This is a genomic window from Bacillus cihuensis, from assembly GCF_000504145.1.
Classification (GTDB): domain Bacteria; phylum Bacillota; class Bacilli; order Bacillales; family DSM-1321; genus Peribacillus; species Peribacillus huizhouensis.
Genome location: NZ_KI632495.1, coordinates 514,611 through 539,687, shown reverse-complemented (window position 1 = coordinate 539,687; position 25,077 = coordinate 514,611). Strand labels below are relative to the sequence as shown.

General features: G+C 34.0%; 22 protein-coding genes and 3 pseudogenes. 20 read left to right on the top strand and 5 right to left on the bottom strand.

Going from position 1 to position 25,077, the window contains the following annotated elements; translation table 11 throughout:
• Positions 1-29 precede the first annotated feature (29 nt).
• Complete coding sequence (locus V179_RS0108430; protein WP_028391064.1) at positions 30-962, top strand: ribokinase; 933 nt, start codon at positions 30-32, stop codon at positions 960-962.
• 323 nt (positions 963-1,285) lie between these two features.
• Positions 1,286-1,891 (top strand): class I SAM-dependent methyltransferase, encoded by a 606-nt coding sequence (locus V179_RS0108425; RefSeq protein WP_028391063.1) that lies wholly within the window; start codon positions 1,286-1,288, stop codon positions 1,889-1,891.
• Positions 1,892-2,203: 312 nt separating this feature from the next.
• Here V179_RS0108425 and V179_RS0108420 read toward each other — a convergent pair whose 3' ends face one another.
• Positions 2,204-3,064, bottom strand: coding sequence for an HAD family hydrolase (locus tag V179_RS0108420; RefSeq protein ID WP_028391062.1), 861 nt, complete (start codon positions 3,062-3,064; stop codon positions 2,204-2,206).
• 448 nt (positions 3,065-3,512) lie between these two features.
• Here V179_RS0108420 and V179_RS0108410 point away from each other — a divergent pair, with 448 nt between their 5' ends.
• The 5 genes from V179_RS0108410 (at position 3,513) to V179_RS0108385 (ending at position 6,799) form a co-directional block, all read left to right on the top strand.
• Positions 3,513-3,839 (top strand): hypothetical protein, encoded by a 327-nt coding sequence (locus tag V179_RS0108410; protein WP_028391061.1) that lies wholly within the window; start codon positions 3,513-3,515, stop codon positions 3,837-3,839.
• A 111-nt stretch (positions 3,840-3,950) separates the two neighbouring features.
• Positions 3,951-4,232: a hypothetical protein gene (locus V179_RS27515; protein ID WP_051404893.1), complete on the top strand. Its 282-nt coding sequence runs from the start codon at positions 3,951-3,953 to the stop codon at positions 4,230-4,232.
• A gap of 464 nt (positions 4,233-4,696) precedes the next feature.
• A complete protein-coding gene (locus tag V179_RS0108395; protein WP_028391059.1) occupies positions 4,697-5,092 on the top strand; it encodes a hypothetical protein in 396 nt (131 codons plus the stop codon).
• Positions 5,093-5,292: 200 nt separating this feature from the next.
• Positions 5,293-5,640 carry a hypothetical protein gene (locus tag V179_RS0108390; RefSeq protein ID WP_028391058.1) on the top strand — a complete coding sequence of 116 codons (348 nt, stop codon included), beginning with the start codon at positions 5,293-5,295 and terminating at the stop codon, positions 5,638-5,640.
• A gap of 172 nt (positions 5,641-5,812) precedes the next feature.
• Entirely contained in the window at positions 5,813-6,799 is a 987-nt protein-coding gene (locus tag V179_RS0108385; RefSeq protein ID WP_028391057.1) for an NAD(P)-dependent alcohol dehydrogenase, read from the top strand.
• A 277-nt stretch (positions 6,800-7,076) separates the two neighbouring features.
• Here the strand turns inward: V179_RS0108385 and V179_RS0108380 are convergent, their stop codons facing one another.
• Entirely contained in the window at positions 7,077-8,312 is a 1,236-nt protein-coding gene (locus V179_RS0108380; RefSeq protein WP_028390866.1) for an IS110 family RNA-guided transposase, read from the bottom strand.
• Positions 8,313-9,013: 701 nt separating this feature from the next.
• Between V179_RS0108380 and V179_RS27510 the strand changes: the two genes are divergently transcribed.
• The gene (locus V179_RS27510; RefSeq protein WP_051404892.1) at positions 9,014-11,425 is read left to right on the top strand and encodes a beta-glucosidase; all 2,412 of its coding nucleotides are present in this window, start codon (positions 9,014-9,016) and stop codon (positions 11,423-11,425) included.
• A 312-nt stretch (positions 11,426-11,737) separates the two neighbouring features.
• On the opposite strand, the pseudogene V179_RS29870 reads toward V179_RS27510, so the two are convergent.
• Positions 11,738-12,973, bottom strand: a pseudogene (locus V179_RS29870) (IS110 family RNA-guided transposase).
• Between the two features lie 517 nt (positions 12,974-13,490).
• On the opposite strand from V179_RS29870, the gene V179_RS0108360 reads away from it, so the two are divergent.
• Together V179_RS0108360 and V179_RS0108355 are read left to right on the top strand one after the other, a co-directional pair.
• Positions 13,491-13,793 carry a hypothetical protein gene (locus V179_RS0108360; protein ID WP_028391054.1) on the top strand — a complete coding sequence of 101 codons (303 nt, stop codon included), beginning with the start codon at positions 13,491-13,493 and terminating at the stop codon, positions 13,791-13,793.
• A 208-nt stretch (positions 13,794-14,001) separates the two neighbouring features.
• Positions 14,002-14,631, top strand: coding sequence for an NUDIX hydrolase (locus V179_RS0108355; RefSeq protein WP_028391053.1), 630 nt, complete (start codon positions 14,002-14,004; stop codon positions 14,629-14,631).
• A 262-nt stretch (positions 14,632-14,893) separates the two neighbouring features.
• Here V179_RS0108355 and V179_RS27505 read toward each other — a convergent pair.
• Positions 14,894-15,169: pseudogene (locus V179_RS27505) on the bottom strand (MerR family transcriptional regulator); the annotation flags it as partial.
• A gap of 147 nt (positions 15,170-15,316) precedes the next feature.
• Between V179_RS27505 and V179_RS0108345 the strand changes: the two are divergent.
• Positions 15,317-16,081 (top strand): SDR family NAD(P)-dependent oxidoreductase, encoded by a 765-nt coding sequence (locus V179_RS0108345; protein ID WP_028391052.1) that lies wholly within the window; start codon positions 15,317-15,319, stop codon positions 16,079-16,081.
• A gap of 536 nt (positions 16,082-16,617) precedes the next feature.
• The gene (locus V179_RS32370; protein ID WP_407637230.1) at positions 16,618-16,758 is read left to right on the top strand and encodes a YczI family protein; all 141 of its coding nucleotides are present in this window, start codon (positions 16,618-16,620) and stop codon (positions 16,756-16,758) included.
• A gap of 185 nt (positions 16,759-16,943) precedes the next feature.
• Here V179_RS32370 and V179_RS27495 read toward each other — a convergent pair.
• A pseudogene (locus tag V179_RS27495) lies at positions 16,944-18,356 on the bottom strand (LysM peptidoglycan-binding domain-containing protein).
• Between the two features lie 450 nt (positions 18,357-18,806).
• Between V179_RS27495 and V179_RS0108330 the strand changes: the two are divergent.
• From V179_RS0108330 to V179_RS0108285, 8 genes are all read left to right on the top strand, one after another.
• A complete protein-coding gene (locus V179_RS0108330) occupies positions 18,807-18,989 on the top strand; it encodes a DUF6440 family protein (RefSeq protein ID WP_028391051.1) in 183 nt (60 codons plus the stop codon).
• A gap of 899 nt (positions 18,990-19,888) precedes the next feature.
• Positions 19,889-20,098, top strand: a complete 210-nt coding sequence (locus tag V179_RS0108320; protein WP_028391049.1) for a hypothetical protein — start codon at positions 19,889-19,891, stop codon at positions 20,096-20,098.
• A gap of 273 nt (positions 20,099-20,371) precedes the next feature.
• On the top strand, positions 20,372-20,866 hold the full coding sequence (locus tag V179_RS0108315; RefSeq protein WP_028391048.1) for a hypothetical protein: 495 nt from the start codon (positions 20,372-20,374) through the stop codon (positions 20,864-20,866).
• A 150-nt stretch (positions 20,867-21,016) separates the two neighbouring features.
• Positions 21,017-21,610, top strand: a complete 594-nt coding sequence (locus V179_RS0108310; RefSeq protein WP_028391047.1) for a hypothetical protein — start codon at positions 21,017-21,019, stop codon at positions 21,608-21,610.
• A gap of 111 nt (positions 21,611-21,721) precedes the next feature.
• Positions 21,722-22,174 carry a hypothetical protein gene (locus V179_RS0108305; RefSeq protein ID WP_028391046.1) on the top strand — a complete coding sequence of 151 codons (453 nt, stop codon included), beginning with the start codon at positions 21,722-21,724 and terminating at the stop codon, positions 22,172-22,174.
• 219 nt (positions 22,175-22,393) lie between these two features.
• Complete coding sequence (locus V179_RS0108300) at positions 22,394-22,660, top strand: DUF1292 domain-containing protein (protein ID WP_028391045.1); 267 nt, start codon at positions 22,394-22,396, stop codon at positions 22,658-22,660.
• Between the two features lie 285 nt (positions 22,661-22,945).
• Positions 22,946-23,572, top strand: coding sequence for a VanZ family protein (locus tag V179_RS29070; RefSeq protein ID WP_051404891.1), 627 nt, complete (start codon positions 22,946-22,948; stop codon positions 23,570-23,572).
• 594 nt (positions 23,573-24,166) lie between these two features.
• On the top strand, positions 24,167-24,598 hold the full coding sequence (locus V179_RS0108285; RefSeq protein ID WP_028391043.1) for a hypothetical protein: 432 nt from the start codon (positions 24,167-24,169) through the stop codon (positions 24,596-24,598).
• Positions 24,599-25,077 lie beyond the last annotated feature (479 nt).

Here is a 25,077-nt window from a genome sequence, read left to right as displayed (position 1 = left end):
AACATTATTGGACGCAGGAAGGTGAAAAAATGAGTAAAATCGTTGTAATGGGTAGCGTTAATATGGACATCGTCATGAAAGTTCAAAACCATCCTTACGAAGGGGAGACCATTTCCTCATTAGAAACCCAATCTGGGCCAGGAGGTAAAGGGGCAAATCAAGCAGTAGCTGTATCCAGAAGCGGAACCTCAGTCATTTTAATGGGTGCGGTCGGAAAAGATTCATTTGGGGCTGAACTTTTGACCATGTTAGAACAAGCAAATCTCTCTACCGAGCATATCATTCAAAAAGACGGGTTAACCGGTTTGGCGTTTATTGACGTTGATCGTTACGGCAAAAATCAAATTATCTTATCGTCGGGGGCGAACGGAAAAATTGATATGAAAACAGACTTTTCGCTGGAAGCATTGGACACTGCAAAAGCTTTAATTTTACAAAATGAAATCCCGTGGGAATTCACTCAGTTTATGATTCAAGAAGCTCACAAACGGAATGTGAAGGTTATTGTCAACCCAGCTCCTATAGAAGATTTTTCGGTTGAAATACTTCCCAAAATAGACATCCTTGTATTAAATGAACACGAAGCAGAGAAAATTACGGGTTTGAAAGTTCGTAACGAAAAAGATGCTAAAAACGCTGCAAATTATATTCTTTTTCAATTAGGTGGAAATGCCGTTGTTGTGACCTTAGGGGAAAAAGGGGTTATTTATGCGGACTTGAATTCCCCAGCTCTTCATCGAAAAGCGTTTAATGTTAATGTATTGGATACTACAGCCGCAGGGGATACATTTATCGGTTATTTTACATCCTGTATCCTATCAAATAAATCTATTCAAGAGTCACTAGATTTTGCTTCCGCTGCTGCTGCTCTTACAGTGACACGGGAAGGAGCAATAACATCTATTCCTACATTAAATGAGGTCAATGATTTTATCCGTAATAGTCGCAGAAACTGTAGATGATAATGATTACAAAACCTCTTTCGAAACCTATTATCGTACCAATAAAGAAAAAGCGGAACAAGTAGTTAATGCAACAATATATTTCATGAACACACAAAAATGGAGAAGAAATGGATTACGCTGCTAATCAAATCTTTGGATTGGTCTCTGGATTGGATTGACTGGAATATTCTTCAATCGGGCGCGTTTCTGTAATAAGAAACAGCGCTATTTCCATTATAGGGCCATTTTGTTGAATTATAATATGCAGAATCGTATCCTAGATAATGATAAGTTTTTTTAGTGTTAAGGTTTGTATATTAAGCCTGATTGGAGAGATAATAATGGGAAATACTGATAAGTTTGAAATGATAGCTAATATATATGACACTCCTGAAAGAATCCAAATTGCAAAGGTATCGTCAGATGCCATCCGTAATTATTTAGTTGATGCTAAAAGTAAGAATGCTATTGATTTTGGGTGTGGAACTGGTCTTGTCGGAATGAACTTGTTAAACGAGTTTAATTCTATGTTTTTTCTGGATACGTCACAAAACATGATTAATCAAATAAAGCAAAAAATAACTGATTTGAACATTCAGAATGTAGATACATTATGCTTTGATATTGAAAATGAAAGTCTATCGGATCTACAAGCCGACTATATTTTTATGGCTCAGGTTCTACTCCATATTCATGATGTTGAATTAGTATTATCAAGATTATTTGATATTCTGGATGATGGAGGACATCTACTGGTCGTAGATTTTAATAAAAATGAAAAAGTAGCTTCGGAGATTGTTCATAACGGATTTAATCCAGAAGAGCTAACCGACATTATGACTAAAATAGGGTATAGGGATATTCAATTCAAAACTTTTTATACAGGAAATAAAATATTCATGGGACAAGATGCGTCTATGTTTATTCTTGATTCAAAAAAGGGATGATGGAAGTAATTAAGGTGAGCTTCTAACTAAATTAAAAATCCTAATTTTTCAATTTAATGATGAGAAATTAGGATTTTTTCATCCTCCATTAAAGGGCGCGATTCTTCAATAAAGAGGAACGCTTTTTTTCATTATAGGGCCGTATTGTATTCTTGAATGAAGGGGTTTCATACAATTATTTCTCTGATAACAAATATGATACTTATTAAAATTGCGTATTGTCCATAGTAGCAGACAATATTAAATAGTTGAATATCAACCTAAATTATGTTTTATTATTCATAATCTTTTATATAACCAAGCAAATGATGATTAGATATTTACAGAGGAAAACCTATAAAGAAATTGATATACTCCATCTTCATCACAAGTGAACTCAGTTACATCATCAACGACTTGTTTAATAGGATCTGGTGCATTTTTCATGGCTACTGCATAGCTCACAAACTCGAACATTGGCATGTCATTATAACTATCACCAATAGCCATTATTTCTACCTCAGATAAACCAAAATGAGCTAACATTTGCTTTATCCCTGTTGCTTTATTTACATTCGCAAACATCACTTCGACGTTATGGCTGGAAGATGTCGATGTAGTAAAGTCTATTTCTTGCTTTAATTGATTAAGAACATCTTTCCATTCATTGATATGCTCTTTTGTTCTAGCAAAGAAATAAAACTTTGAAAACATACTTCCCTCTATATTATCCTTCCAAGCGATCTCTTCTTTAATGGCATGTTTACGTGAAAGCCATTCATTAATCTCCACACTATCTGGCTTAGGGTCTCTAATTTCATGTTCAACATAATGCTTATCCTGGTTTAAGGTAATGCGCGAAGTTCCATATGGGAAGAGTTCGTAATATATTTTGTGTTGTCTCGCCTTCTCGATTACCGTTTTTACTAAATCAAGAGAAAGGGAATGTTGAAAAACTACATTTTCCCCTATATATCCTGCCATCCCATTTGAAGTAATGCACCCATCTACTTGGAACCCTACTGGAACTAAATCTGCTATTTCATCGAAAGCTCTTCCTGTAGCAATAAAAACAAATATTCCTTGATTTCGTAAGTCATCAATAATCTCTTTGGTTTTAATACTCACTTTATTATAAGAATTTAATATTGTACCATCCATATCTAAAAAAATTGCTTTAGGTTTAAATAACATTCCTATTCCCCCTATTTATTAAGTCGCTAAAAATATAATGGGCTTTCTATTTATTGTTAGATATTGTTCTATTCAATGGATCATTTTTATTTGAAATTTAAGTTTATCTATTGAGATATTTTCTTCTTCTTACTTTCCATAAAAAGCTCTTCGTTCAATAGTATTATCTACATCAGATTTAATCAAGCTGACTCTATATTTGATAGAGTGGAGTAACAAAGGTGATTTTTACCTTAAAAATAAGTTGGAAAGGTTTAAATATATTAGAAGAAATGAAAATTGGACGATTAGCAGTATTAGAATTTACATAACCAACTGTATCATGAAAAGGCTTAGATTGCAGGGAGGCAATAGCGTATTTGAATATCTTGATCAAAACTCAAATTCTTAATCTCGTAATGCCATAAAATTTTCTCTTTTGGTATTCAAACCTGATTGGACCATAAACATGGACGCTTCATCATTAGCTTCTCCGGTCTTTTTTGTAGAACAGTACTTTCGATTTGGAGCTAAGGAACTGGCTGCCTTCTATAAAGAGCGGCAATTATTTACGAAAAAACACTTCTTTTGCTACTTCGATTATCAAGAAGAAGATGGCTTAGTTTGGAACAAAATCGTCTTCATCGTAAATAACCCTGATATTTGGACTCAAGAAGAGGCTAATGGGCTTGTTCCAAAATGGTTATATATTGAGGGAGTAGATACAGTCGGTTCTGACGGTAAAACGTATCAAAAATGGTGGGGAATAGTAAAAAAGCTGCTTTACAGCATTTGATGACTTCTTATGAACTCTAAATTGATTTTGATGACACATTAAGAGAATATTTAAAGAAAAAACTTAATAGCAACGATTTGTATAACCTCGCCTTATTGTGGATAACGGCCTATGCGGGCTGCACGTTCAATGGGTTGCGAGTTTTTTCACCTACAAAACATACAGACATTGAAAGAGAAGAATGCAAAGACAGGCGAATGTATGAAAGGTGCATATCTTTGGTCAAGTGATATGGTTCTAATAGATATTGCAAGTAGAGAACGAATTTATGAAGTTATTGACTACCTTATCGAAAATGATGAGTTTGAGTCTGTTTTTACTCGGTACCCAGATGTAGATGTCGAAGATGACTATTTGTATCCAGAGGATTTCTTTAAAAAGAGAAATGAATAAACATCTTTATTGAACTAACAGGTACGATGCTTGAGAAAATGCACTTTATTGAGGCTAACAGTCAGGTTAGTTGCTTAAGAAAATTTGAAAGCTATGTCGTACAAGATACCTATTATTCACTTCTATTGGGGAAATAATAAATAAAAAGGAGTGAAAGCAATTAGAAAATATTTTTTGTGTTTGTTAATAATGATTTTGGTTTGTCATACAGGAAAAGCATATGCGGTTCAGAGAGTTGTTACATCGCACATTATATCTAATGTATGGTATGAAAACATTTTTCTAATTGCAGATAAGGCAGATAGTATGGCTACTAAAAACTTTACTGTTCAAGTCGGCGGTGGATTCGATAGTGTTGGTGGTGAATTATTATATAACTTTCCAAATTGGTATAATTCCAAATTTGCCCCGAAATTATTTTATGAAGATATTAATAGCGATGGACTAAAGATATAATAGTCGCATTGATTTCTGGTGCTGGTTCTGAAGTATCCACAAAAGAAATTCATGTTTTGAATCAGGTATATGACCCTTATCGAAGATATGAAGAAGTACCAGTTGAATCCATTAAAGTTGCTGTCAAACGATTTGTAAAAATGGAACGAAAAGGCAATGAGATTGCTATTCAAATTGGTAAAAAGAAATACTTAGTGGACTATTTAAAATTTGGTTATTACACGCCTGTTGACCGTCCTGGAGTAGGTTCAGTAGAGGATTATAAGCATGAAAATGGTGTTCTTTATGGTTATACAAATGTATTTGTATCTATTCCCGAAGCAAGTATTGGTAGCCTAAAAGTTAAGTATCATTGGAACGGAAAAATGTATAAAGCTGAATCTGTTACTTTTAGCGAAGTATAGCCAAGATCCCCGCAATAAATTAATGAAAAGTACGAAATAAGAACCATTAAGTTTCAGAATCTTATTCAACAAACGGGAGCTAGAGTTAAAGATGGGGACTGCTGCGGCAATCCCTTCTCTTATTCCACTAACGGGAGGATAGTTGAAGAATTAATAACTGCAATAATATTAAAAAATCTTCATTTAGGAGTATACATACAATGAAAAAGTCTCAGGAATTAAAAGCCTATGAAATAAGTGAAGACTTTAAATTTAGGCTTACTCAAGTTGTGATAACACATAGTAAAGATATTGCTATCTATTGGACAAGAGATAATGTAGGCTATACCAATGAGGAAATGGCAAAGTTAAAAGTAAGGGAATTTCCATTGGATGATAGGGTGTTTGTTAGAGATTTTGGAGAAACATCTGCCAGAGAAATGATTGATGAAACAGTTCAAGAAGATTTTTTTAGTGGATTTCCAATCGTTGTATTTTGGAAAGAATCTGAAAATGATTATTATGAAAATTGGCATTCTAATTTTGAGATAGAAGAACCAACCGATTAGTGTGTTAATTAACAAACAGGGGCAAGAGTTGAAGATCCAGATGCCATTTTGGCGGCTTTTCTTATTGAAGTAACGGGCAGGATAGTTTAAGAACTGTTATCGGACTATTGGTCTAATTTATTCCTAATATTCGTATTTATATTAAGGAATAAAACGAATCTGAGGTGGATAAATGAAAGCCATTGTGTACACAAGGTACGGTCCCCCCGATGTTCTTGAACTAAAACAAGTAGAAAAACCTATTCCGAAAGAAAATGAAATCTTAGTTAAAGTAAAAGCTACAACCGTAACAGTAGCAGATATAAGGTCACGGAGTTTTACAGTTCCTCCTGCTTTTTGGCTACCCGCACGTATAACACTAGGTTTTAGACAACCCAAAAAAGAGATATTAGGAATGGAGTTAGCTGGAGAAGTGGTATCAGTTGGAGAAAATGTTAAAAAATTTAAGCAAGGAGACCAAGTTTTTGCGGCATCCTTGGTTGGATTTGGTGCTTATGCCGAATATAAGTGTTTGGAGGAAGATGGACCTGTCGCTATTAAGCCTTCCAATATAACTTATGGAGAAGCTGCTGCCATTCCTATTGGTGCTCGTACAGCATTGTATTTTCTTAAGAAAGCGGGTATAAAGAGCGGTCAATCGGTTTTAGTGTATGGTGCTTCAGGAAGTGTAGGAAGTTATGCAGTTCAGATTGCCAAATATTTCGGAGCAAACGTTACAGGGGTATGCAGTACCACGAATTTGGAATTAGTAAAATCTCTTGGAGCTGACAAAGTAATTGATTATACAGCAGAGGAATTTTCTAGTACAGACGAAACATATGATATCATCTTTGAAGCGGTAAACAAGAGTTCTTTTTCAGCTTGTATGAAATTGTTAAAGAACAACGGTACATATATAAATATTACTGAACCGCTACCAAGTGTTCAAATGCTATGGACTAAATTGAAGAGTAACAAGAAACTATTATTGAGTCGAAATCCACCTGAAACTTCAGAAGCATTAAACTTCCTTAAAGAACTTGTAGAGATGGGGAAGTTAAAAGTGGTCATTGACAGATATTATTCGTTTGATGAGATTGTGGAAGCTCATAGATATGTGGAGAAAGGACACAAGAGGGGAAATGTTGTCATAATTGTTGAACATAACAACAAATCCTAACATATGAAGCACTAAATGCACGCCCCCAAGGTGAATAATTTGTGGTGTAAATCACCAAATTATGAATAATAAGATTGTGAAGAATTGTACTTAAGCTAACGGGAGCGTTAGTTTAACAGGACATGTACTTATGATCTTCAATAAAACCAGCCAATAGTTGTCAATATTTTTAAATAAAAATATTAAAAATATCATGTTATACTAAATTTGTGCATACCAAATAACCGTCCAAATACTATATTTGGAAAGTTCTGGACCGATTAGTTAAAATGTTAAATCAAGCTAAATCTAGGAAAGAAGTTTTGTTTTTTAAAAGTGCATAAATCCAATGTAAAAGTTTATTTGCACAAGCTATCACAGCTACTCTAAAAGGTTTTCCTTCTTCCCGTTTTTTATCATAAAACGCTCGTAATCTCTTATTACGAGGAAGGATTTCATCCGTTGTTTTCTGTTTGCGACAGTCACGAATAGCACATTTAACAGCCATATACAAAGCTTGCCGTAGTCTGCTAGAGCCTCTTTTGGTAATTCGATTGTAAGTACCTTTGAATGTGCCAGATTCAAAGACACTTGGATCAAGACCGGCAAATGCGACTAGTTTCTTAGGATGATTAAACCTTTCAATTTCCCCAATTTCAGAAATAATCGTGGCTGCGATTTTTTCACCGATACCGGGAATTGATCGGATAATCTTAGATTCTTCAATACCTTTTACTAAAGCATCTATCTCCTTTTCAATCATGGATAGATGTTTTTTGTATTCAAAGAGCATATTAATAAACATATCTAAGCTCAGGGCAAGACTAGAGTATAAAGCCTTCTGAAAAGGGTTTTGAGTTGCGGCAGTCATTAGCTTTTCAGCCTGTTTGTTTGCCCATTGTAGTGAACGAGTATTACAGAATTCTTTTATTTTTGTTGTTAATGTTTCAGTATCGCTTTTCAAGACATCTTCTGAAGTAGGAAATGCTTGTAATGTTTTTAAAGAAACGTCCGAATATAAATCTCCAAAAACCTTACTATATTCAGGAAAAACTTGATCCAAAACGGCCTGAAATTGTAATTTGGTTTGTACAAACATGCCTGTAATATTATCGTGCTGTCTTGTAAGGTGACGTAAGTTCATAAGTTGGATACCACGCTTTTTATAAGGCTCTAAATCCTCTTTATAATACAGCTCGCAGAGGTGATTGGCATCAATGATATCTGTTTTTACCTTTCGCAAACTAGAACTTTTTGCTTTATAGGAGATGAGTGGATTTACGATAATGATTAAATAGCCTTTGTCCTCAAAATATTGAACAACCGGTGTGTGATAATGACCCGTTGATTCCATTACGAGAGGGGGACGTTCTCCTGAAATATCTTCTATCTCTTTAATAAACTCTAATAAACTAGCTAACCCATCAAGATCATGTTTTACTTTGAAACTTTTCTTGTAGGGCTTCTTTCTTTCCAAGTATGCTTGAATTTGACTTTCACCTTTTGCCACATCCAGACCAACGACTGGATTCATTAAAATTCCTCCTTCAAAAATATAATTGCCGGTAACCCCTGAATCCTCCTCATAGTGTCATAGCTTCGCTTGTTATACGAGATCATTGTCCCAACCAGCCTCAAACATGTTTCTACAAGTAGGGGGCGAACTGTTTTGCGGACGGGGTCTTAGCCCCACGGGCGCGAACGTTCTACCTCGGCTACCGTTATCATATATCGATATAAAAAATGGTCAACCAGAAATAATTTCTGGCTGACCTTATAATACGATCGGGCGCGATTGTTAAACAACATTGGAAAAAATACTCAAATTTTTTTATATAAATCAAAATTAAATTTGCTAAGAAGAATCCATTTTGATCAATATTTATTAAAATGGATTCATTTTATTTACCATAATAAACAGGTTTGTAAGATGTTTTTGATCAGACCTTATTTCAAAGCAACATTCTGTTGTAAGGCTGCATCTATAAACTCATTGATTTATCACCTTAGCAATTTTCAAAACAGTCATATGGGTATATCACTCTATCTAAAACAAACGAAAATAATAAAAAAGTGCTAGTAATAGCAAAAAAGTACAGTATTCACAACTATGCAGATTATTCAGAGTATTGGTAAAATAGTAGTAGTAGTGCTTAACATAGGTGATGAGACATAGGTGATGAGACATTGCAAAAAAAATGTAAGCGCTTAAAATTTTAGAAAAGGGTGAGAAATTTGTTAAAAAAAATGAAAAAGAAAAGAAGGCAAAAGGTATTAGCGATAGCACTTGCTTCTGGGGTCGTCATTTCCGGACTTAGCTTTGAATCTGTTATAGTCAATAGCGCGGCTACTCAGACACATGAAGTTTCAAAAATTGGAAAAAGAAATGTGGGAGCACACCAGGTTGCTACTCCTCAGCTAGTAGATGAAGCGTCAATTGAATCAGTTGTTGCAGCAATGACATTGCAAGAAAAAGCCTTTTTGGTTGTTGGGGGTAATAAAGGCGGGCTAACTGATGAAAATGGAGAAATAATTGGTGGACAATCAACAAAAGTTCCAGGAGCTGCTGGACAAACTCAAGCAATACCGCGTTTAGGCATCCCTGCAATTGTAATGGCTGATGGACCTATGGGAGTTAGAATAAATGCTACTAGAACGAACGATGACAAAACCTATTACGCTACCAAATTCCCGTCACCTACCGTTTTAGCCTCTACATGGGATACTAAATTAGTCAAAGAAGTTGGTGATGCAACAAGCGATGAAATGAAGGCATATGGTATCGATCTACTTCTTGCCCCAGGAATGAATATTCAGAGTTACCTTCTAAACGGCAGAAATTTTGAGTATTTCTCAGAAGATCCTGTTGTTACTGGAAAAATGGCAACAGCATTCGTAAATGCTGTTGAAGACAATGGTGTGGGTACAACCATTAAGCATTTGGCTACTTTTAACCAACGAACAAACAACAATGGAAATATGGTTGTCAGTCAAAGGGCCCTAAGAGAAATTTACCTAAAAGGTTTTGAAATGACTGTAAAAGAAGCTGATCCGTGGTCGATTATGGATTCCTACAATCAGATAAATGGTACTTATGCAACGGAAAACAAAGAATTATTAACCGATGTATTGAGAAAAGATTTTGGTTTTACCGGCTTTGCTATGACGGATTGGGAGTCTGGTGAAACAAGAAATATTGTTAAGCAGGTGGAAGCAGGAACAAACTTATTTATGCCTGGTAATGCTGCTCAGTCACAAAGAATTATCGATGCTGTTAATAACGGTAGTTTGGAAGAAGCTATTCTAGACAGAAATGTCAAAGAAATACTTCGTATTGTGGTTGAAACTCCTACTTTTAAAGGAGCAATAGCTTCAAATAATCCTGATCTTGAAGCAGGTGCAAAAGTAGCGCGAAAAGCCGCTGCTGATGGTATGGTCCTACTTCAAAATAAAAAATCAGCATTACCGATTCAAAATAATGTAAGTGCATCCTTATTTGGCGTCCCAATCAGTGAAATTAATACTGGTGGAAGAGGAAGTGCACTAGTAAATGCTCAATATCAAATTGGAATTGCAGAAGGACTAAAAAATGCAGGGTTAACTTTAAATGAGTCACTTATCGAAAAATACGATGATTATGTTTCAGACTTAAGAAGTCAAGATGCGTATAAAGGTACACCAGGTACATTTGGTTCAGTTGGACCAAAACTGCCTGAAATGAATATTAGTGAAGATGTCATAGAAGCAGCTAAAAATACAGATGTTGGTATTGTAGTTATTGGATCTGCACCTGGGTCTTATGCTGTTGACCGTGCTAAAGAAGACTTCTACCTATCTGAATCTCAACAAGAAATGGTCGAAAATGTCTCCAATGCCTATCGAGCCAAAGGAAAGAAAGTCATTGCTGTATTAAATGTAGAAGGACCGATAGAAGTGGAAAGCTGGAAAGATAAAGTAGATGGAATTGTACTTGCGTGGCAGCCAGGTCAAGAACTAGGAAATGCAGTTGCTGATATTTTAACTGGGAAAGTAAATCCATCTGGTAAACTCCCACAAACATTCCCTATGGACTACAGCGATCTCCCTTATGCGGATCGATATCCTGGATCTGCCAGCGGCTTCCCGTATGAAGAAGATATCTATGTGGGATATCGTTACAATACAACATTTAATGTAAAGCCTTCCTATGAATTCGGCTATGGATTATCCTATACAACATTCGACTATAGTAAGGTAAGGGTGACAAACAACGGTAATTTCAAAAATAAGATTACAGTTCATGCAACAGTAGAAAATACAGGGGATGAAGTAGGGAGAGAAGCAATACAGGTGTACGTTTCAGCTCCTGACGGTAAGCTTGAAAAGCCAGAAGTAGAGTTGAAGGCGTTTACGAAAACAAAAGAATTACGTCCAGGCAAAAAAGAGAATTTAAAATTTGAGCTTAATGCAAAAGACATTGCATCATTTGATGAAGAGTTATCAGCATGGGTAATTGAAAAGGGAACATATGAAGTAAAAGTAGGGGCTTCATCTACAAAAATTAAAGAAACAGCTACATTTAAAATAGATAAGGATATTCTTGTAGAAAAGGTGAATGATGTTTTAGAACCACAAGTACAAATTGATAGATTGTCTAAATTTGATTAAAGATTGGATTTAGAGGCACTGGTGTAGGTAGTAAAATCTAAATGAAAAAATTAAACATGTTAACATTACATTTTACCCGTTCGTAAAAGTACACTTTTTTCGAACGGGTGTTCTTGGTTTAAAAACGGTTAATATTAGCGTTCATAAAATTCAAAAATTACTTTACGAACGGCCGTTGAATCATATATACTTTTATGAACGTTTTTTGATAGAATTATAGAAAAAGAACTCATGCTATACTAAAAATGAACAACTCAAATAACCCTCCGAATCTAATTTGGAAGGTTTTTGTTGTATTTGAAAATATTGTTACTAAATGGTTTCTTGGAACGGTGTTTTCGTTTTTAACATTGCATAAATCCAGTGTAAAAGCGTATTAGCGCAAGCGATAATAGCTACTTTGTATGGTTTACCTTCTTCGCGTTTCAAGTCGTAGAAGGCTCGTAATCTCTTATTTCGTGCTATAGTTTCGTCAGTTGTTTTCTTTTTCCGGCTATCACGTATAGAGCAGCGAACGGCTGTATAAAGCATACGGCGAAGCCTAGCTGAGCCACGTTTGGTAATATGATTTTTTGTACCTTTAAAGCGCCCTGATTCAAACACACTTGGATCAAGTCCTGCAAAGGCAACTAACTTTTTGGGATGACTAAACCGATCAATTTCCCCGATTTCAGAAATAATCGTTGCAGCGATTTTTTCACCTATACCGGGAATTGTTTGGAGTAGTTCATATTCTTCATGTTGTACCGCTAACTGATCAATCTCACGCTCCAACGTAGAAAGTTGTTGGTGGTACGCTTGAAGTAAATCTATATACATATTCAGACTGACAAGAAGGCTATGTTAAAGGGTTGATTGAAATGGGTTGCGTTCTGCAGCTACGATTAATTCCTCTGCTTTTTCAAGCGCCCAATCAAATGAACGTGCTTTACAATACATATTAATAAACTGTGCAATTTCTTCGACACCAGCTATTAAGACAGACTCGGAGGTAGGGAAGGTTTGTAAAGTTTTTAATGAAATTTCGGCATATAAGTTCCCAAAAACTCCTTTGTATTCAGGGAATATTTGATCTAATATAGCTTGGAATTGAAGCTTTGTTTGAACCATAATTCCCGTCATATTTTCATGTTGTCTTGTTAGATGCCGAAGGTTTAATAATTGAATACCTCGCTTTTTCTGAGGCTCTAAATCCTCTTTGTAGTACATCTCACCTAAGTGATAAGCATCAATGGCATCTGTTTTCGTTTTTCGCAAATTAGAGCTTTTTGCTCGATAAGATACGAGTGGATTTACGATGATGACAATGTACTCTCTTGCTTCTAAAAACTGTACAACTGGGGCATGATAGTGACCTGTCGCTTCTAAAACAATAGGCGGTTTCATCCCTGTTTGACGCTCTAAATCTAGTAAATAAGAGTGTAACTCTTCTAATCCTTCCACCGTATGTTCAACTTTCACACTGTTTTTATAAGTCATTTTTTTATCCAAGAACATTTGAATCTGACTTGCACCTTTTGCGACATCCAGACCAACAACTGGATTCATGAGTTATCTCCTCCTTATGCAGTGGATTGACCGGTAACCTCTATCTACCTTGTTATTCATATCTTCGCTTGTTATACGGGATCTCCCTGTCCCAACCAGCCTAATCATGTGTTAACAAGTAGAGGGCGAACAGTTTAACGGTCGGGATCAAGTCCCACGGGCGCTTACGTTCTACCCCGGCTACTATCAATCTATAAGACTAAATAAAAAATAGTCAACCAGATTTTCTCTGGCTGACCTTATAATACGAAGGGCGCTTTAATTGAGCAAGAATTACAAAAGTTATCAAACTTTTTTATAAAAGGATGATTCAATTGAATTTAGAAAAAGCGTGTTTTGATCAATCTTTTTTCAAAACACGCTTTTTCTATTAGTTCTTTTATCAAGGTTCATTAAGTTAATTTAATCAAACTTTATTCCAAATCTACAGCAATCGGGCTATTTATACCCAAATACTTAATGACCATTTTTTGTTATAATTGGTATAGATTTTTGTGAGTTAGGGTGGCGGTTTTAATTGAGCATTCCTGTATGGGGATTAATTTTACAAGTTTTATTTATCTTGGTTATTTCTATCTTTAACAATATTAGAATTTTTGTATTGGAACATTTCTCCGTATATCCAGTGGCACTTTTTGAGTTATTCCTTGGCTTAGTTAGCTTTGTTTGTGGAATATATGGAATTATAAAAAGAGTCAATCCTTTACTTTCTATTTTGGTTTCTCTTTTTGGTGTATTAATTTGTTTGTATTTCGTCATTGTTTATCTTTTACCGGAAGCAGGAATCCCACCAGCTATCCCTTGGTTCTATTCTGAATAAATTTTGGTTTCTTTTTTCACTTAAAGGGCACTTTAATCGAAGGTCACTTTTGAATTTTAGATGTTCATTAACAAATAACGATTTTCACCGTAATCGGGCGTACTTTAAAGGAGCCTCTTTTTTGTATAAGGTGATTTTACAGAACAGTGAAGAGTTTGCGGTAACATAAATAGAAAGTATTGGTATCTTCATGAAAGGGGATAAAAGTATGGAACATGAACAATTAAGAATTTTTGACGAAGACAGAAATCAAATAGGTGTTGCTTCTCGTAAGGATGTACATAGAATTGGATATTGGCATGAAGCGTTTCATTGCTGGTTCGTCAGCAATGAAAAAGGAATAGATTATATCTATTTACAGCTTCGTAGTGATATAAAAAAAGACTATCCAAATCTTTTGGATATTACTGCTGCTGGACATTTATTGGCTGATGAAACAGTTAGGGATGGTGTAAGGGAAATAAAGGAGGAAATTGGAATTGATGTCCCATTTGATGAATTAGTACCGTTAGGAGTGTTTGATTATTGTGTAATTAAAGAAAACTTTATTGATAAGGAATTAGCAAACGTTTTTTTATATAAGAGTGAGAATACATTTGATGACTTTACACTTCAAGAAGAAGAAGTTTCAGGTATTGTGAAAGCAAAATTTAACGACTTTACAAAACTTTGGTTTGGTGAAAGAGAAACAATTGAAATAAAGGGATTTGAAATAAATAAAGGTGGTAATAAAACATTGATTGAAGAATATGTGGGAAGGAATAAATTCGTACCACATCAAATTTCATTTTATAAAGCAATTATCCAAAAAATAAAAGAACATATTAAGCAGATATAAACCTCTTAGTAAAGGGGCGTTTTTTTAGGTTAAATAATCATTTTTATACTAATTTAACTAGAAATAATCTTCAGCAATCGGGAGTGATTTTTGAACAACATAGGTAGAAAATGATCAAACTTTTTTATAAAAATCTAACTTAAATCTGCTGAATAAGAATCCCTTTTGATCAAACTTTTTTCAAAAGGGATTTTTCAAATTTATCGTAAAATATGGGTTTGTGAGGTATTTTTAATCAAACTTTATTCCAAGGTTACAGGACTTCAATAGAACTTTTATGATTTTCCAAAAGTTTTAACCTTGCTTCAGTAGTTTGTTCCCCTTTTTTTAATAAACTGGTATATTCTTCAATTTGTGTTATGGGCATTTGAGTTTCTTTTAATTTAAGAACAAAGGTTAACCATTTTAGATGATAATCAGTATACCGTCTTTCTCCATTTTCATTTCGATCTGGGAGAATGATACTCTCTTTTTCGTAATATCGTAACGTGTGTGTACTAACCCCTAATATTTGAGCTATTTCACCGATCGTGTACATATTTATTTACCTCCTCTTTTTATAGAAATACTAAGGGTCAAAAAAGGATTTGACTTAGAGTTTACTCTAAGGAATATAATAACAACTGTACAAATTATAATAAATTTGAACAACACAAGCAAAGAGTATCATTTAGGAGGAATTTAAGTGAAATATACAGTTATTACAGGTGCAAGTTCAGGTATTGGTTATGAAACTGCTTTAGCTTTTGCATTACGTGGAAAAAACTTAGTCCTAGTTGCTCGCAGAACTGATGAGCTTGAGAAATTAAAATCAGAAATAGCGAAGATTAATTCAGACTTAGACGTTATTATTCGAACAACTGATTTATCAGTTAGTAAAAATGTATATGAGCTTTATGAAGGACTTAAAAATTATCAAATTGAGACTTGGATAAACAATGCAGGATTTGGAAATTTCGCATCTGTCGGAGAACAAAATTTAAATAAAATCGAGACAATGTTACATTTAAATATCGAAGCTCTAACAATTTTGTCATCACTTTTCGTACGAGATTACTCGAATATTGAAGGAACTCAATTAATCAATGTTTCATCAGGTGGAGGATATAGAATTGTTGCAGATGCTGTTACCTATTGCTCAACTAAGTTTTATGTAAGTGCGTTTACAGAAGGGCTTTCACATGAACTAAAAGCGCAAGGGGCAAACATGCAAGCAAAAATTTTAGCTCCAGCTGCAACTGAAACAGAATTTACAAAACGTTCTTATGATCTCCAAGAAGATGTTAAATTAGCGGGTATTTTACCAAAGTATCATACTGCTAAAGAAATGGCAGGATTTATGCTCGACCTTTATGATAGTGAAAAGGTAGTAGGAATAGTAGACGGAATTACGTATGAATTTGAATTAAAAGACCCTATTTATCCAAATGTAGTATTAGAAAGAAACTAATTCATATTCAATCCTTTTTGTTTTAAATCCTACAACGTGAAGAAATTTGGACAAAATCTGATATTAAAAAAGTCTTAGAGAGTATCCCGATGGAACTGAACATGGTTGGAATTCAATATTCATAGGACTTAAAGAATTGATTTAGATAGGAAGAATTAGCTATAAGGGCTAAAAATATTTTGAGCAATCAAAAGTTGATACAGCGATCTCGCTTATTGTCATGCCAAATAAGGAAAATAAATCCTAAAAACACAAAAATGTTATTCAGCAATCGGGCGCTTTTATTTAACAAGTAGCTAAAAGGATCTTCACTGGGAGATCCTTTTTCAATGTATGTAAATATGCAAAATCATACATTCGGAAAAACTTCTTCAACGAACGGAGCAGGATAGTTTAACAATCAATTAGGAATATGTGGTAACTTGGTTAAAGGGGATGGTTAATTGTTAAAGTTTTTGCAAATTATTTTATCAATAACAGTTATTTCACTTGCAGGGTATGGATTGATTACTGAGGATTTTAAGTTTTAACCATATATGATGTTGTTTTTAGGTTTAACGATGTTGGTAATGGGATTAAGAGAATTTCAAAAGGGACAAAAAGGTTACGGCTGGCTAAGTATAGTTGGATTTATATTTATTTTATTTGTATCAATCGAAAGTTTCTTATTGGAGTAACGGGTACTAGAGTTCAATAAGTGTGAGCCATCTTCAGCAGCCACTGATCTTCAACAATCGGGCGCGATTGTGAAATAAAGAAAGCCTAATGTAGTGTTATTGTAAAATGGCATTAAAGTCATAAAAATTGACTTGAGAAACAAAAAAAAGACTAACCATATACGGAGACCTGCAAATTAACTTCCTTAATGTAATTTATGGATAATGAAATTATCTTCAAGCAAAAGCCAGTTCTGTGGGTACGGGTAACCGAGTGCCCAATAACTGATTCCTCTCAGTCCATAATCTTTTACAGCATCAAATTTTGCTTGTGCACTCCGGGCATCCTCAAACCAAACTTCATGTCCTCGGCCCTGGGCGTCAGTGTACCGGAAAAATGGGGATTGAGCTACCTGATCATACTGGATTGCCACACCATACTGAATGGCACGTCGGACAGCCTCCTGCTGACTGAATGTTTCAGCTTATTGCCCCTGGACATGCGGAAGAAGCCAATCGCGGGCATAAATTTGGAATCCGAAAAAGATTTTGTTTTTTGGAATGACAGATACAGCATAATCCAAGACTCTTCTTATTTGATTAAGAGGTGAAATTGCCTGAGGTGGTCCAAGTCTGTATCCCCATTCATATGTCATTAAGACAACAAAATCCACAATCCGCCCGTGAGCAGGGTAATCATGTGCTTCAACTAACAATCCTTTCTGTTCGCCGCTTACTTTTGGAGCAAGTGCAGTGGAGACGTAATATCCTGCAGGATGTAAACGGTCAACAGTACGTTGTAAAAATGAATTATATAGTTCACGGTCTGCGGGATAAACGTTTTCAAAATCTATATTTAACCCTTCATATCCTTTTTGTCTCATAACATTTAAAATATTGGTTAATAATCGATCCTGGAGATCCGTGCTGGAAAGAATAGTACGAGCTAACTGAGATCCAGTAGTTTTGTATGTAAAGTTTGTAATTGACATCATTGGGGAGACCCTCTCAGCAACCGATGCCTGTATTATTGGAACATCGGTAATGGTATTAAGGGTTGCATCTTCGTTAAACGTATAAGCAAAGGGAGCTGAGTTGGTTAGGTATCTTCCGACATCTCGAATATCACTTGCTCCTTGTTCCCCGGTATTGATGGTATAAGCATTCACATCTGTTACGGGCTTTCTGAACGGAATACTTAAAACGGTACCTTTGGAGATTACATTAGGATTTTGGATTTGATTTAACCTGATTATTTCTTGAACGGTAGTATTATAAAGCTGAGCAATTTGCCATAAGATTTCTCCGGATTGGACAACATGAGTCCTGGCAGGAATAATAAAAACCATCCCAGGGGCTATCTGTGATGGATCAGTTATATTATTCGCTTGCACTATTGCCTGAATGGTCGTCCCGTACCGTTGAGCTATCATCCACAATGTCTCCCCGGAACGGACTGTATGGGTCCGGTTAGCCGTTGGAATGACAAGGGCAAGACCCACTACAAGTCTATTTGGGTCCTGCAGTTGGTTTGCAGTCACAATTTGGTTAATCGTAACACCATAACGCTGTGAAATAGACCAAAGGGCATCTCCACCCTGCACCACATGAATTTGCATTCCATCCCCTCCTTCATCATCTCTTTTAACTATATTCTGGAGGCAAGATTTATATATCCCTTCATAGGTGGAAGTCGTTTTTACCTTATAAAATGTCTCGACTTTAAAGCTTCATTGTATCCGGTCCACTCCCATTTTCTGTCATTTCGTGCGTCTTCATCAGTATTTTTCTTTTCCCTTTTATGTTAACTAGGTTTGTATTGAGTATACATGTGTTACTTGGAAACCTAACTAAACTAAAAGGCCATTTTGAGGAATAAGAATAAAGGAAATAGAAATGATTCGTGGAATCTAGAAAGCAATAAATACAGATTATTGACATTAAAAAAGGAGAGATCAATTTGAAAAAAGAAGGCTCATATTTACCACATTACATTAACAAACGTAGATTATAGGATAACCAGGTCATCTTTGATTGTTTAACTTAAGAGAACATGGAGGAGTGAGATAATGGCTGATAAACGTTTTGAAGAGATTTACACACAAGGAAAACTAAAGGTTACTAAAGTTATTTGTGATAATGAAACTGGGATTTTATATATGTTCCAGCAGGAAGGATATGGTGCTGGGCTGACTGTTATGGTTGATCAAGAAGGAAACCCCTTAGTAGATAAAAATTTTAAGAGGCAGTAAATGAATGTTTTTGCCCAACGCCCCAAAAAAGGGGAATAGCAATCTAGACCACCAAATGCGGTCTTTCTAATTGTACTTATGATTTTTTACAAATAGATATTTTAATTTATTGAACAACATAAAAGGGATCTTCGATTGAAGATCCTTTTTCAGTGCCTATAAGGTACTTTATGTTTACTAGATTTGTATAGAGTATTCATGTGAGGATTCACTATTATTTTGCACTGAACAAGAAACTCAAGTACTATTAGCTGAAATACTGTTAAGCATGAAAAATAAGTTCCTTTAGCTATTCATAAAATGGTTCTGATATCTTATCATTTAAATAGTCTATACTAAAATATAAAACACTCATCAATAACACAAGTATTACAACATTGATAATTAAAGTTTTTTTCATATTAATTTGTTTTTTATAAAAAATAAAAGTCAATATTAATCCACATAAAATACTTATAACTATGCAAATTCGAACAATGTTAGCGAGAATGTAACCTTGATCTATATTGTAGATTACAAATGGAAATAAGGATGCCAAAGATCCCAATAATATATATATATTTATCGTGAAAAATATATATTGGAAAAACAATAATAAATACTTAGTAAAAGATTTTTCCATTATTAACCTCCTATTAATTCCCATAATCTAGATCTTTTAGAATATTGAAATACTTTAAATCTCGATTATATTCTACCGGAATTGACCTATTAAGTTAATAAATATATTTTTAATGAAAATCATGATTGCAAAAAAATTTACAAAACACATATCGTGTGCAAAGGATTTTAAGAAGGAAGACGTTCAAAAAAAATTTATAATGTTTCTTAATGAACAGTTATAATGACTAATGCCTTTTCTTATTCAAGTAAAGAGTGCTTTAAGGAGAGAATTTTAAATGGATGACAAAATTATGGAAACAACCTTTCCAGAACTATACTCAAAACTTGCAGTATCCCCTTTGTATATTATTCAACTGATATTGTGTATTGGATGGTTGATTTACACAAGAAAAGAAAAAGGGTGTATTTTATTATTCGGAAAAATTTATTCCCTCATTATTGTCGTTAATTATCTTGTTGCACTTTATTTTCGCTTTATTTACTAACAAAAAAGATGTTGTTATTCAACTACAGGGTGCTTTAATTAAACAAGCAGCACAAAAGGATCTTCAAATGAAGTTCCTTTTTCAGTACCGATAAGGGTGATTATGTAAACTCTTCTTGAGATAAAATAAGAGGAGTTTTTTAATCTAGTTTATTAAGCTAACTGGCAGGTTAGCTTAGGAAGGGAAATAAAAAAATCGATGTAAGAATATGAGTCAACCAAGTAATATTAAAAGGATATAAATCAAGGAAGAGAAAAAGTGAGGGAGAAATGAATGGTTGCCAAAAAATTTCGTGAAATATACCCAGGACAAATTTTCGAAATTTATCTTCAGCAAATTAACAAATATGCTTACGGTGTAGTCTTAGCGGGCGATATACGGTTAGATAAAAATGATGATATAATCATCGGTTACATAGAATCTTTCACCGAACAGCCAATAAACCTTGAAGAAGTAATTAAAAATATAGAGAAAAGGAATTTCTCTTTTATTGCTAATTCAGGAATAGCTTCGATTTATAATCATTGCTGGACGTTTGTAGGTTCCTATCAGAAAATGATAATGGGCTCTGATGAATTAAATAAGGTGGAATATGCTGCTGAATTTATGGATAAATTTTATAGAAGTGTCGGTAATAGCCTTCTGCCCATAAGTGATTGCGAAAAAATAAAAAAAGAAGAATTTAAAAAAATCCCTAATCCTCTTGGATTGGTTGGGGACATAGCAATTGAAAATAGATTAATAGATATTGCAAGCAACCAGTTGTAAAATCAAAAAAATAAGAGAGGATTCTCTTTTTTTAATTGAGTTTGTGAATTGTTACACTTAAACTAAAGAGCAGGTTAGTTGAACAAGGAATGTTATAATTAGGAAAAGGTAGGTATTCATTTTTAAACAATTTTAAGTGAGGGGTACAAAATGTTTATAGAAAAGCACGAACCAGTACAAGGCGAGGATTTTACTTGGTTTGATGATAATGGAAACGTTGTTGATACTGAGGAACCACAAGTAAAGTCACAGTTATCAACTATAAATAGGTATATTGTTGAAATCAGTCAACAGAATAGAATTGTAATTCCTCAATTTATTAATTGGTTGTTTAGGGAAGGGTATAGGATTTATTGTATAAATGACTGTATAGATATAGTCGCCGAGATGACGACTATTCAAAAGATTTTATTTGAAAGAGAACAAGTAAAGGGTAATTGGGAGCAGTTAGAAAACAACAAGCATATTTACAAAAAGGAATTTTCTCATATAGGAGAAGTAGAATTTTTGTGGGATTCAATTCTGTTCATTTCAAAAAGAGCATTAGGCAGTGAAAGTTTGTTGAGTTTACTTGAAGATTTTAAAATGAATGATTCAAGGTTTCCAAATCTTAGTTTTCCAAGAATATTAGCAATACACAACGATTTAATAATAGCTAAAGTAACTTGGGGGGAGTCTTATTTTAAGCCTCAAACAAATGAGGAACCTGTGGTCTTGGTTTGTTATACTGCTCAAAAAATTTAGTTTCTTCCTTCACTAAGAGGCAGTATAGTTGAAGAAGAAGAAAAACGAATAATGCGTATTTGACTCTTTAGTGAACTAACAGGTCATACTAAGATAAAAAGGTGTGGCTTTATGAAACAAACATTTTTTCTTTTAACATTAATTTCTGTAATCATTCTTACAGGTTTTGTTAAGAAAGACCAAGACAAATGCCTTCATTGTAAAGAATGCTATGATACTGCTTGGGATGACGGGTATAGGATGGGTTATGGTACAGGAACTGTAAATGAAAGGTATCGAATCGCAAGAAGCCTGATTCAATTAGGAAAAACGGATGAAGAACTTGTTCACATGATACCAACAAGCTATGTAGAATTAAAGGACGTAAGAGAGCAGCTCAAACTCTATCATGGTTATTTTGAGTTTGAGGTATCAAGATATGAGAAAGCAAGAGCACTTTTAAAAGAAGGTAAATCAAACGAAGAGATTGTAGAAAAAACAAACTTAAGTTTCTATGAATTAGAATTGGTGAAACAACAACTTAAGAAAAATAATGGAAAATTCAAATGGGAAGTGGGTAACTAAGGGACTTAAGCGAAAGCGACAAGTCTTTGTGAACTTAACTAAAATATTGTGAAGAAATGTACTTAAGCTAACGGGTGCTTTACTTGATTAATGAGTAAAGCCTTTTAAAATCTTAATTTCCTGCATGAATCTGTTCCTCTTTGGAAATAAAATGAGTATGAATACTTTTATACAGTAATTAGTGCAAGACAATTTTTTAAAAAGGAGAGGAGATATCGTATGGAAAACATTGAAATAGGCGAAATCTTTACGATTACCGATGAGAATGAACAGGAGCAGAAAGTTGAAGTGCTGGCAGCGTTAAATATTGAAGGGACAGATTACGTTGCAGTCAGCTTTGTGGAGGATCTTGAAGAAGAAACCGAGGAAGACATTGATGTCTTCTTTTTAAAGGTTGATCAGGATGGTGACTTTACAGGTATTGAAAACGACGGGGAATTCGACAGAGTTTCCTCAGCTTTTGATGAAATAATGAAAGAAGACTAATGATTTTTGAAAAAAAAGGAATATCAAAACCTTGCCAATATAAGGTTTTTGTTGTTTAGTAATCGGGCGTTTTCTTCCAATGAGAAGACGTCTTTTTGTAATGGTTTAGATTCTAGAACAACACGTTTAAGGGCTAGGGTTATGAGAAAATGTTGGCTTTTTTCTGGCGCAGTCGGATTAAATTGTTCATTAATTTAACATTCTCTTGTTAAACTAACGGGCAGTTTAGTGTAAGTAGAAGTGGTATAATTTAGATAATATAATCCGTTAGGAAGGGAACGTAATATGGGCTTAATATTAATGTACATACAGAGTATGATAGGATATATTATTGTCGCACTACCTTTTTATGTTGTTGGTAGAATTGTTCTTTTAAAGAAGAGACAAAAACAAATAATGATAATGAATGAAATACTAATGTTAATTTTTGTTCTATATCTTGTTGGTTTAGCTTCCCAAACAATCATTCCAAGGTGGAATATGGGGATAGTTAGTGATACTGGTGAATTCTTTTTTAATGTTCATTTATCAAATGAAATTTCTAAGGTAAATCTAATACCTTTTTACACTCTCTATCAATATATTTTTGAAACAAATACGAATGTTGATGATTGGAATAGCGTATCACTTTTGAATATTTCTGCCAATTTACTGTTGTTTTCACCTTTAGGGTTTTTCATCCCCTTAATTTGGGAAAAGTGGTATTCCTTTAAAAGAGTTTTATTTTTAGGTTTAACAGTAACTTGCTTTATTGAAATTATTCAAATGTTTATTGGGCGTAGTACCGACATTGATGATGTTATTTTAAATACATTCGGAATACTTATAGGATACGGAGTATTCTTAATGCTTAACTTAACTATTGTAAAACTGATTCATAAAAAAACACCCCAAAAACAAAGAGTTTTCTGAGTAAAACCAGTCAATTTCTATATAATGATAATGCTTTATTATAAAGAGTTTGTGAAAAATTGTACTTAAGCTAACGGGTAGCTTTACTTGAAGATCAGGGCTGCCAACACTGGCGGCTCTTTTTGATTATTGAACTAACGAAGCAGGTTAGTTTAAGTACATATTTGTTAAACTTAAGGAAAAAGAAGATAAGTTGAGGTAAGAAAAATGTATGAATTTAAACATGAGTCCGAGAGAAAAGAAAAAATTTTCAAGGTATACCTTTTTTTATTTGCTATCACTGTTTTAATATATACATTCATTGATTTTTTCGACTTGGGAATTGAAAAAAAATCTGAATTTCGTGTAGTTATTAGCCTCTTAATTTATGGTGTTATCCTTTATTTTGGATTGCGTAGGAAGTTATGGGCTGAGGTTATGATTAAATTTTTCGTCTGGCTAAATATCATTTTACTGTTCATCATTATAACTGTTAAGGTTTTAGGTTTATAGTTCAAAATAATCCTTATTGTTCTTCAACTAACGCGGCAGGTTAGTTGAAGAACAATTATCATTTGGTAATATTACCATTCAATTGTTATAGGAAGTGAAAAGATGATCATTTATTATTTCATGCTCATAGTAGGAGCTTTATTAGTAATAGGTGCAGTATTTACTTTTTTTGCTATGTATGTTGATAAAGAATATTCATTATTAAATGTAGGTAAAATCTTAGGAAGCTTTGTAATTGGTGCTTTTCTTTTAGCTGCTACCCTCCCAAGCCTAAAATATGTTGTGCTAAAGGAATATGATGTCGTCAGTGGAAAATGTGTTGTTGAAATTTCATCAGGTCGTTCTTCTTTGGCGGACTTTAATATGCTCGATACAGATGAACTGTTTACTTTCAATGATATTCCTGCACTTGATGCTTATGGAAAGTCAATCCCTTATTATTGTAAGGTGACAGTTACAAAGGACCATATGTTTGAAATTGGTTACAAAATATATGATGTCAAAACAAGAAAGTTAATATTAACAAGTCCGTAGCCGTGTATACAGTTGAATGATAAAAGAGGCAATTACCTTTTTATCATGGATAGAAATTTTCCATTTGTGAAGAAATGTACTTAAACTATCGGGGTGCGTTAGTTCAATAAGAATTATGTGATTTTAGGAATGAGACCATATTTTAGTTATTCAATTAAAGGGCGCTTTTCCGAAATAAGGAAAGCGTCTTTCTTCATGAAAAGGGCCAGATTGTGGAACAAAACCTTTAATTAAATAAGATGTCTATGTTATAGCTTAGAAGAGATTGTGAAGGTTTGTACTTAAACTAACAGGGCATATAGTTTAGAATCATGTACGGTGAACCGTATCATAAGTAAATGAGGTTTTTTGATAGTTTGGTTTACCACTTTTTTTATAATTAACCTAAATGAATACTGCAATTCAATAAATGAGCAGGCTCATAATGGCCTGCTCATTTACTGCTTTTATGGTTTAGAAACTAAATTTAAAGGTTACTT

Coding starts and splice junctions, on each gene's coding strand:
- V179_RS0108430 (WP_028391064.1), top strand. CDS start 30: ATGAGTAAAATCGTTGTAATGGGTAGCGTTAATATGGACATCGTCATG.
- V179_RS0108380 (WP_028390866.1), bottom strand. CDS start 8,312: ATGAATCCAGTCGTTGGTCTGGATGTGGCAAAAGGTGAAAGTCAAATT.
- V179_RS27515 (WP_051404893.1), top strand. CDS start 3,951: ATGCGGGCTGCACGTTCAATGGGTTGCGAGTTTTTTCACCTACAAAAC.
- V179_RS0108285 (WP_028391043.1), top strand. CDS start 24,167: ATGATCATTTATTATTTCATGCTCATAGTAGGAGCTTTATTAGTAATA.
- V179_RS32370 (WP_407637230.1), top strand. CDS start 16,618: ATGATGTTGTTTTTAGGTTTAACGATGTTGGTAATGGGATTAAGAGAA.
- V179_RS0108330 (WP_028391051.1), top strand. CDS start 18,807: ATGGCTGATAAACGTTTTGAAGAGATTTACACACAAGGAAAACTAAAG.
- V179_RS0108315 (WP_028391048.1), top strand. CDS start 20,372: ATGGTTGCCAAAAAATTTCGTGAAATATACCCAGGACAAATTTTCGAA.
- V179_RS0108355 (WP_028391053.1), top strand. CDS start 14,002: ATGGAACATGAACAATTAAGAATTTTTGACGAAGACAGAAATCAAATA.
- V179_RS0108305 (WP_028391046.1), top strand. CDS start 21,722: ATGAAACAAACATTTTTTCTTTTAACATTAATTTCTGTAATCATTCTT.
- V179_RS0108310 (WP_028391047.1), top strand. CDS start 21,017: ATGTTTATAGAAAAGCACGAACCAGTACAAGGCGAGGATTTTACTTGG.
- V179_RS0108390 (WP_028391058.1), top strand. CDS start 5,293: ATGAAAAAGTCTCAGGAATTAAAAGCCTATGAAATAAGTGAAGACTTT.
- V179_RS0108420 (WP_028391062.1), bottom strand. CDS start 3,064: ATGTTATTTAAACCTAAAGCAATTTTTTTAGATATGGATGGTACAATA.
- V179_RS0108300 (WP_028391045.1), top strand. CDS start 22,394: ATGGAAAACATTGAAATAGGCGAAATCTTTACGATTACCGATGAGAAT.
- V179_RS29070 (WP_051404891.1), top strand. CDS start 22,946: ATGGGCTTAATATTAATGTACATACAGAGTATGATAGGATATATTATT.
- V179_RS0108385 (WP_028391057.1), top strand. CDS start 5,813: ATGAAAGCCATTGTGTACACAAGGTACGGTCCCCCCGATGTTCTTGAA.
- V179_RS0108320 (WP_028391049.1), top strand. CDS start 19,889: ATGGATGACAAAATTATGGAAACAACCTTTCCAGAACTATACTCAAAA.
- V179_RS0108410 (WP_028391061.1), top strand. CDS start 3,513: ATGGACGCTTCATCATTAGCTTCTCCGGTCTTTTTTGTAGAACAGTAC.
- V179_RS0108425 (WP_028391063.1), top strand. CDS start 1,286: ATGGGAAATACTGATAAGTTTGAAATGATAGCTAATATATATGACACT.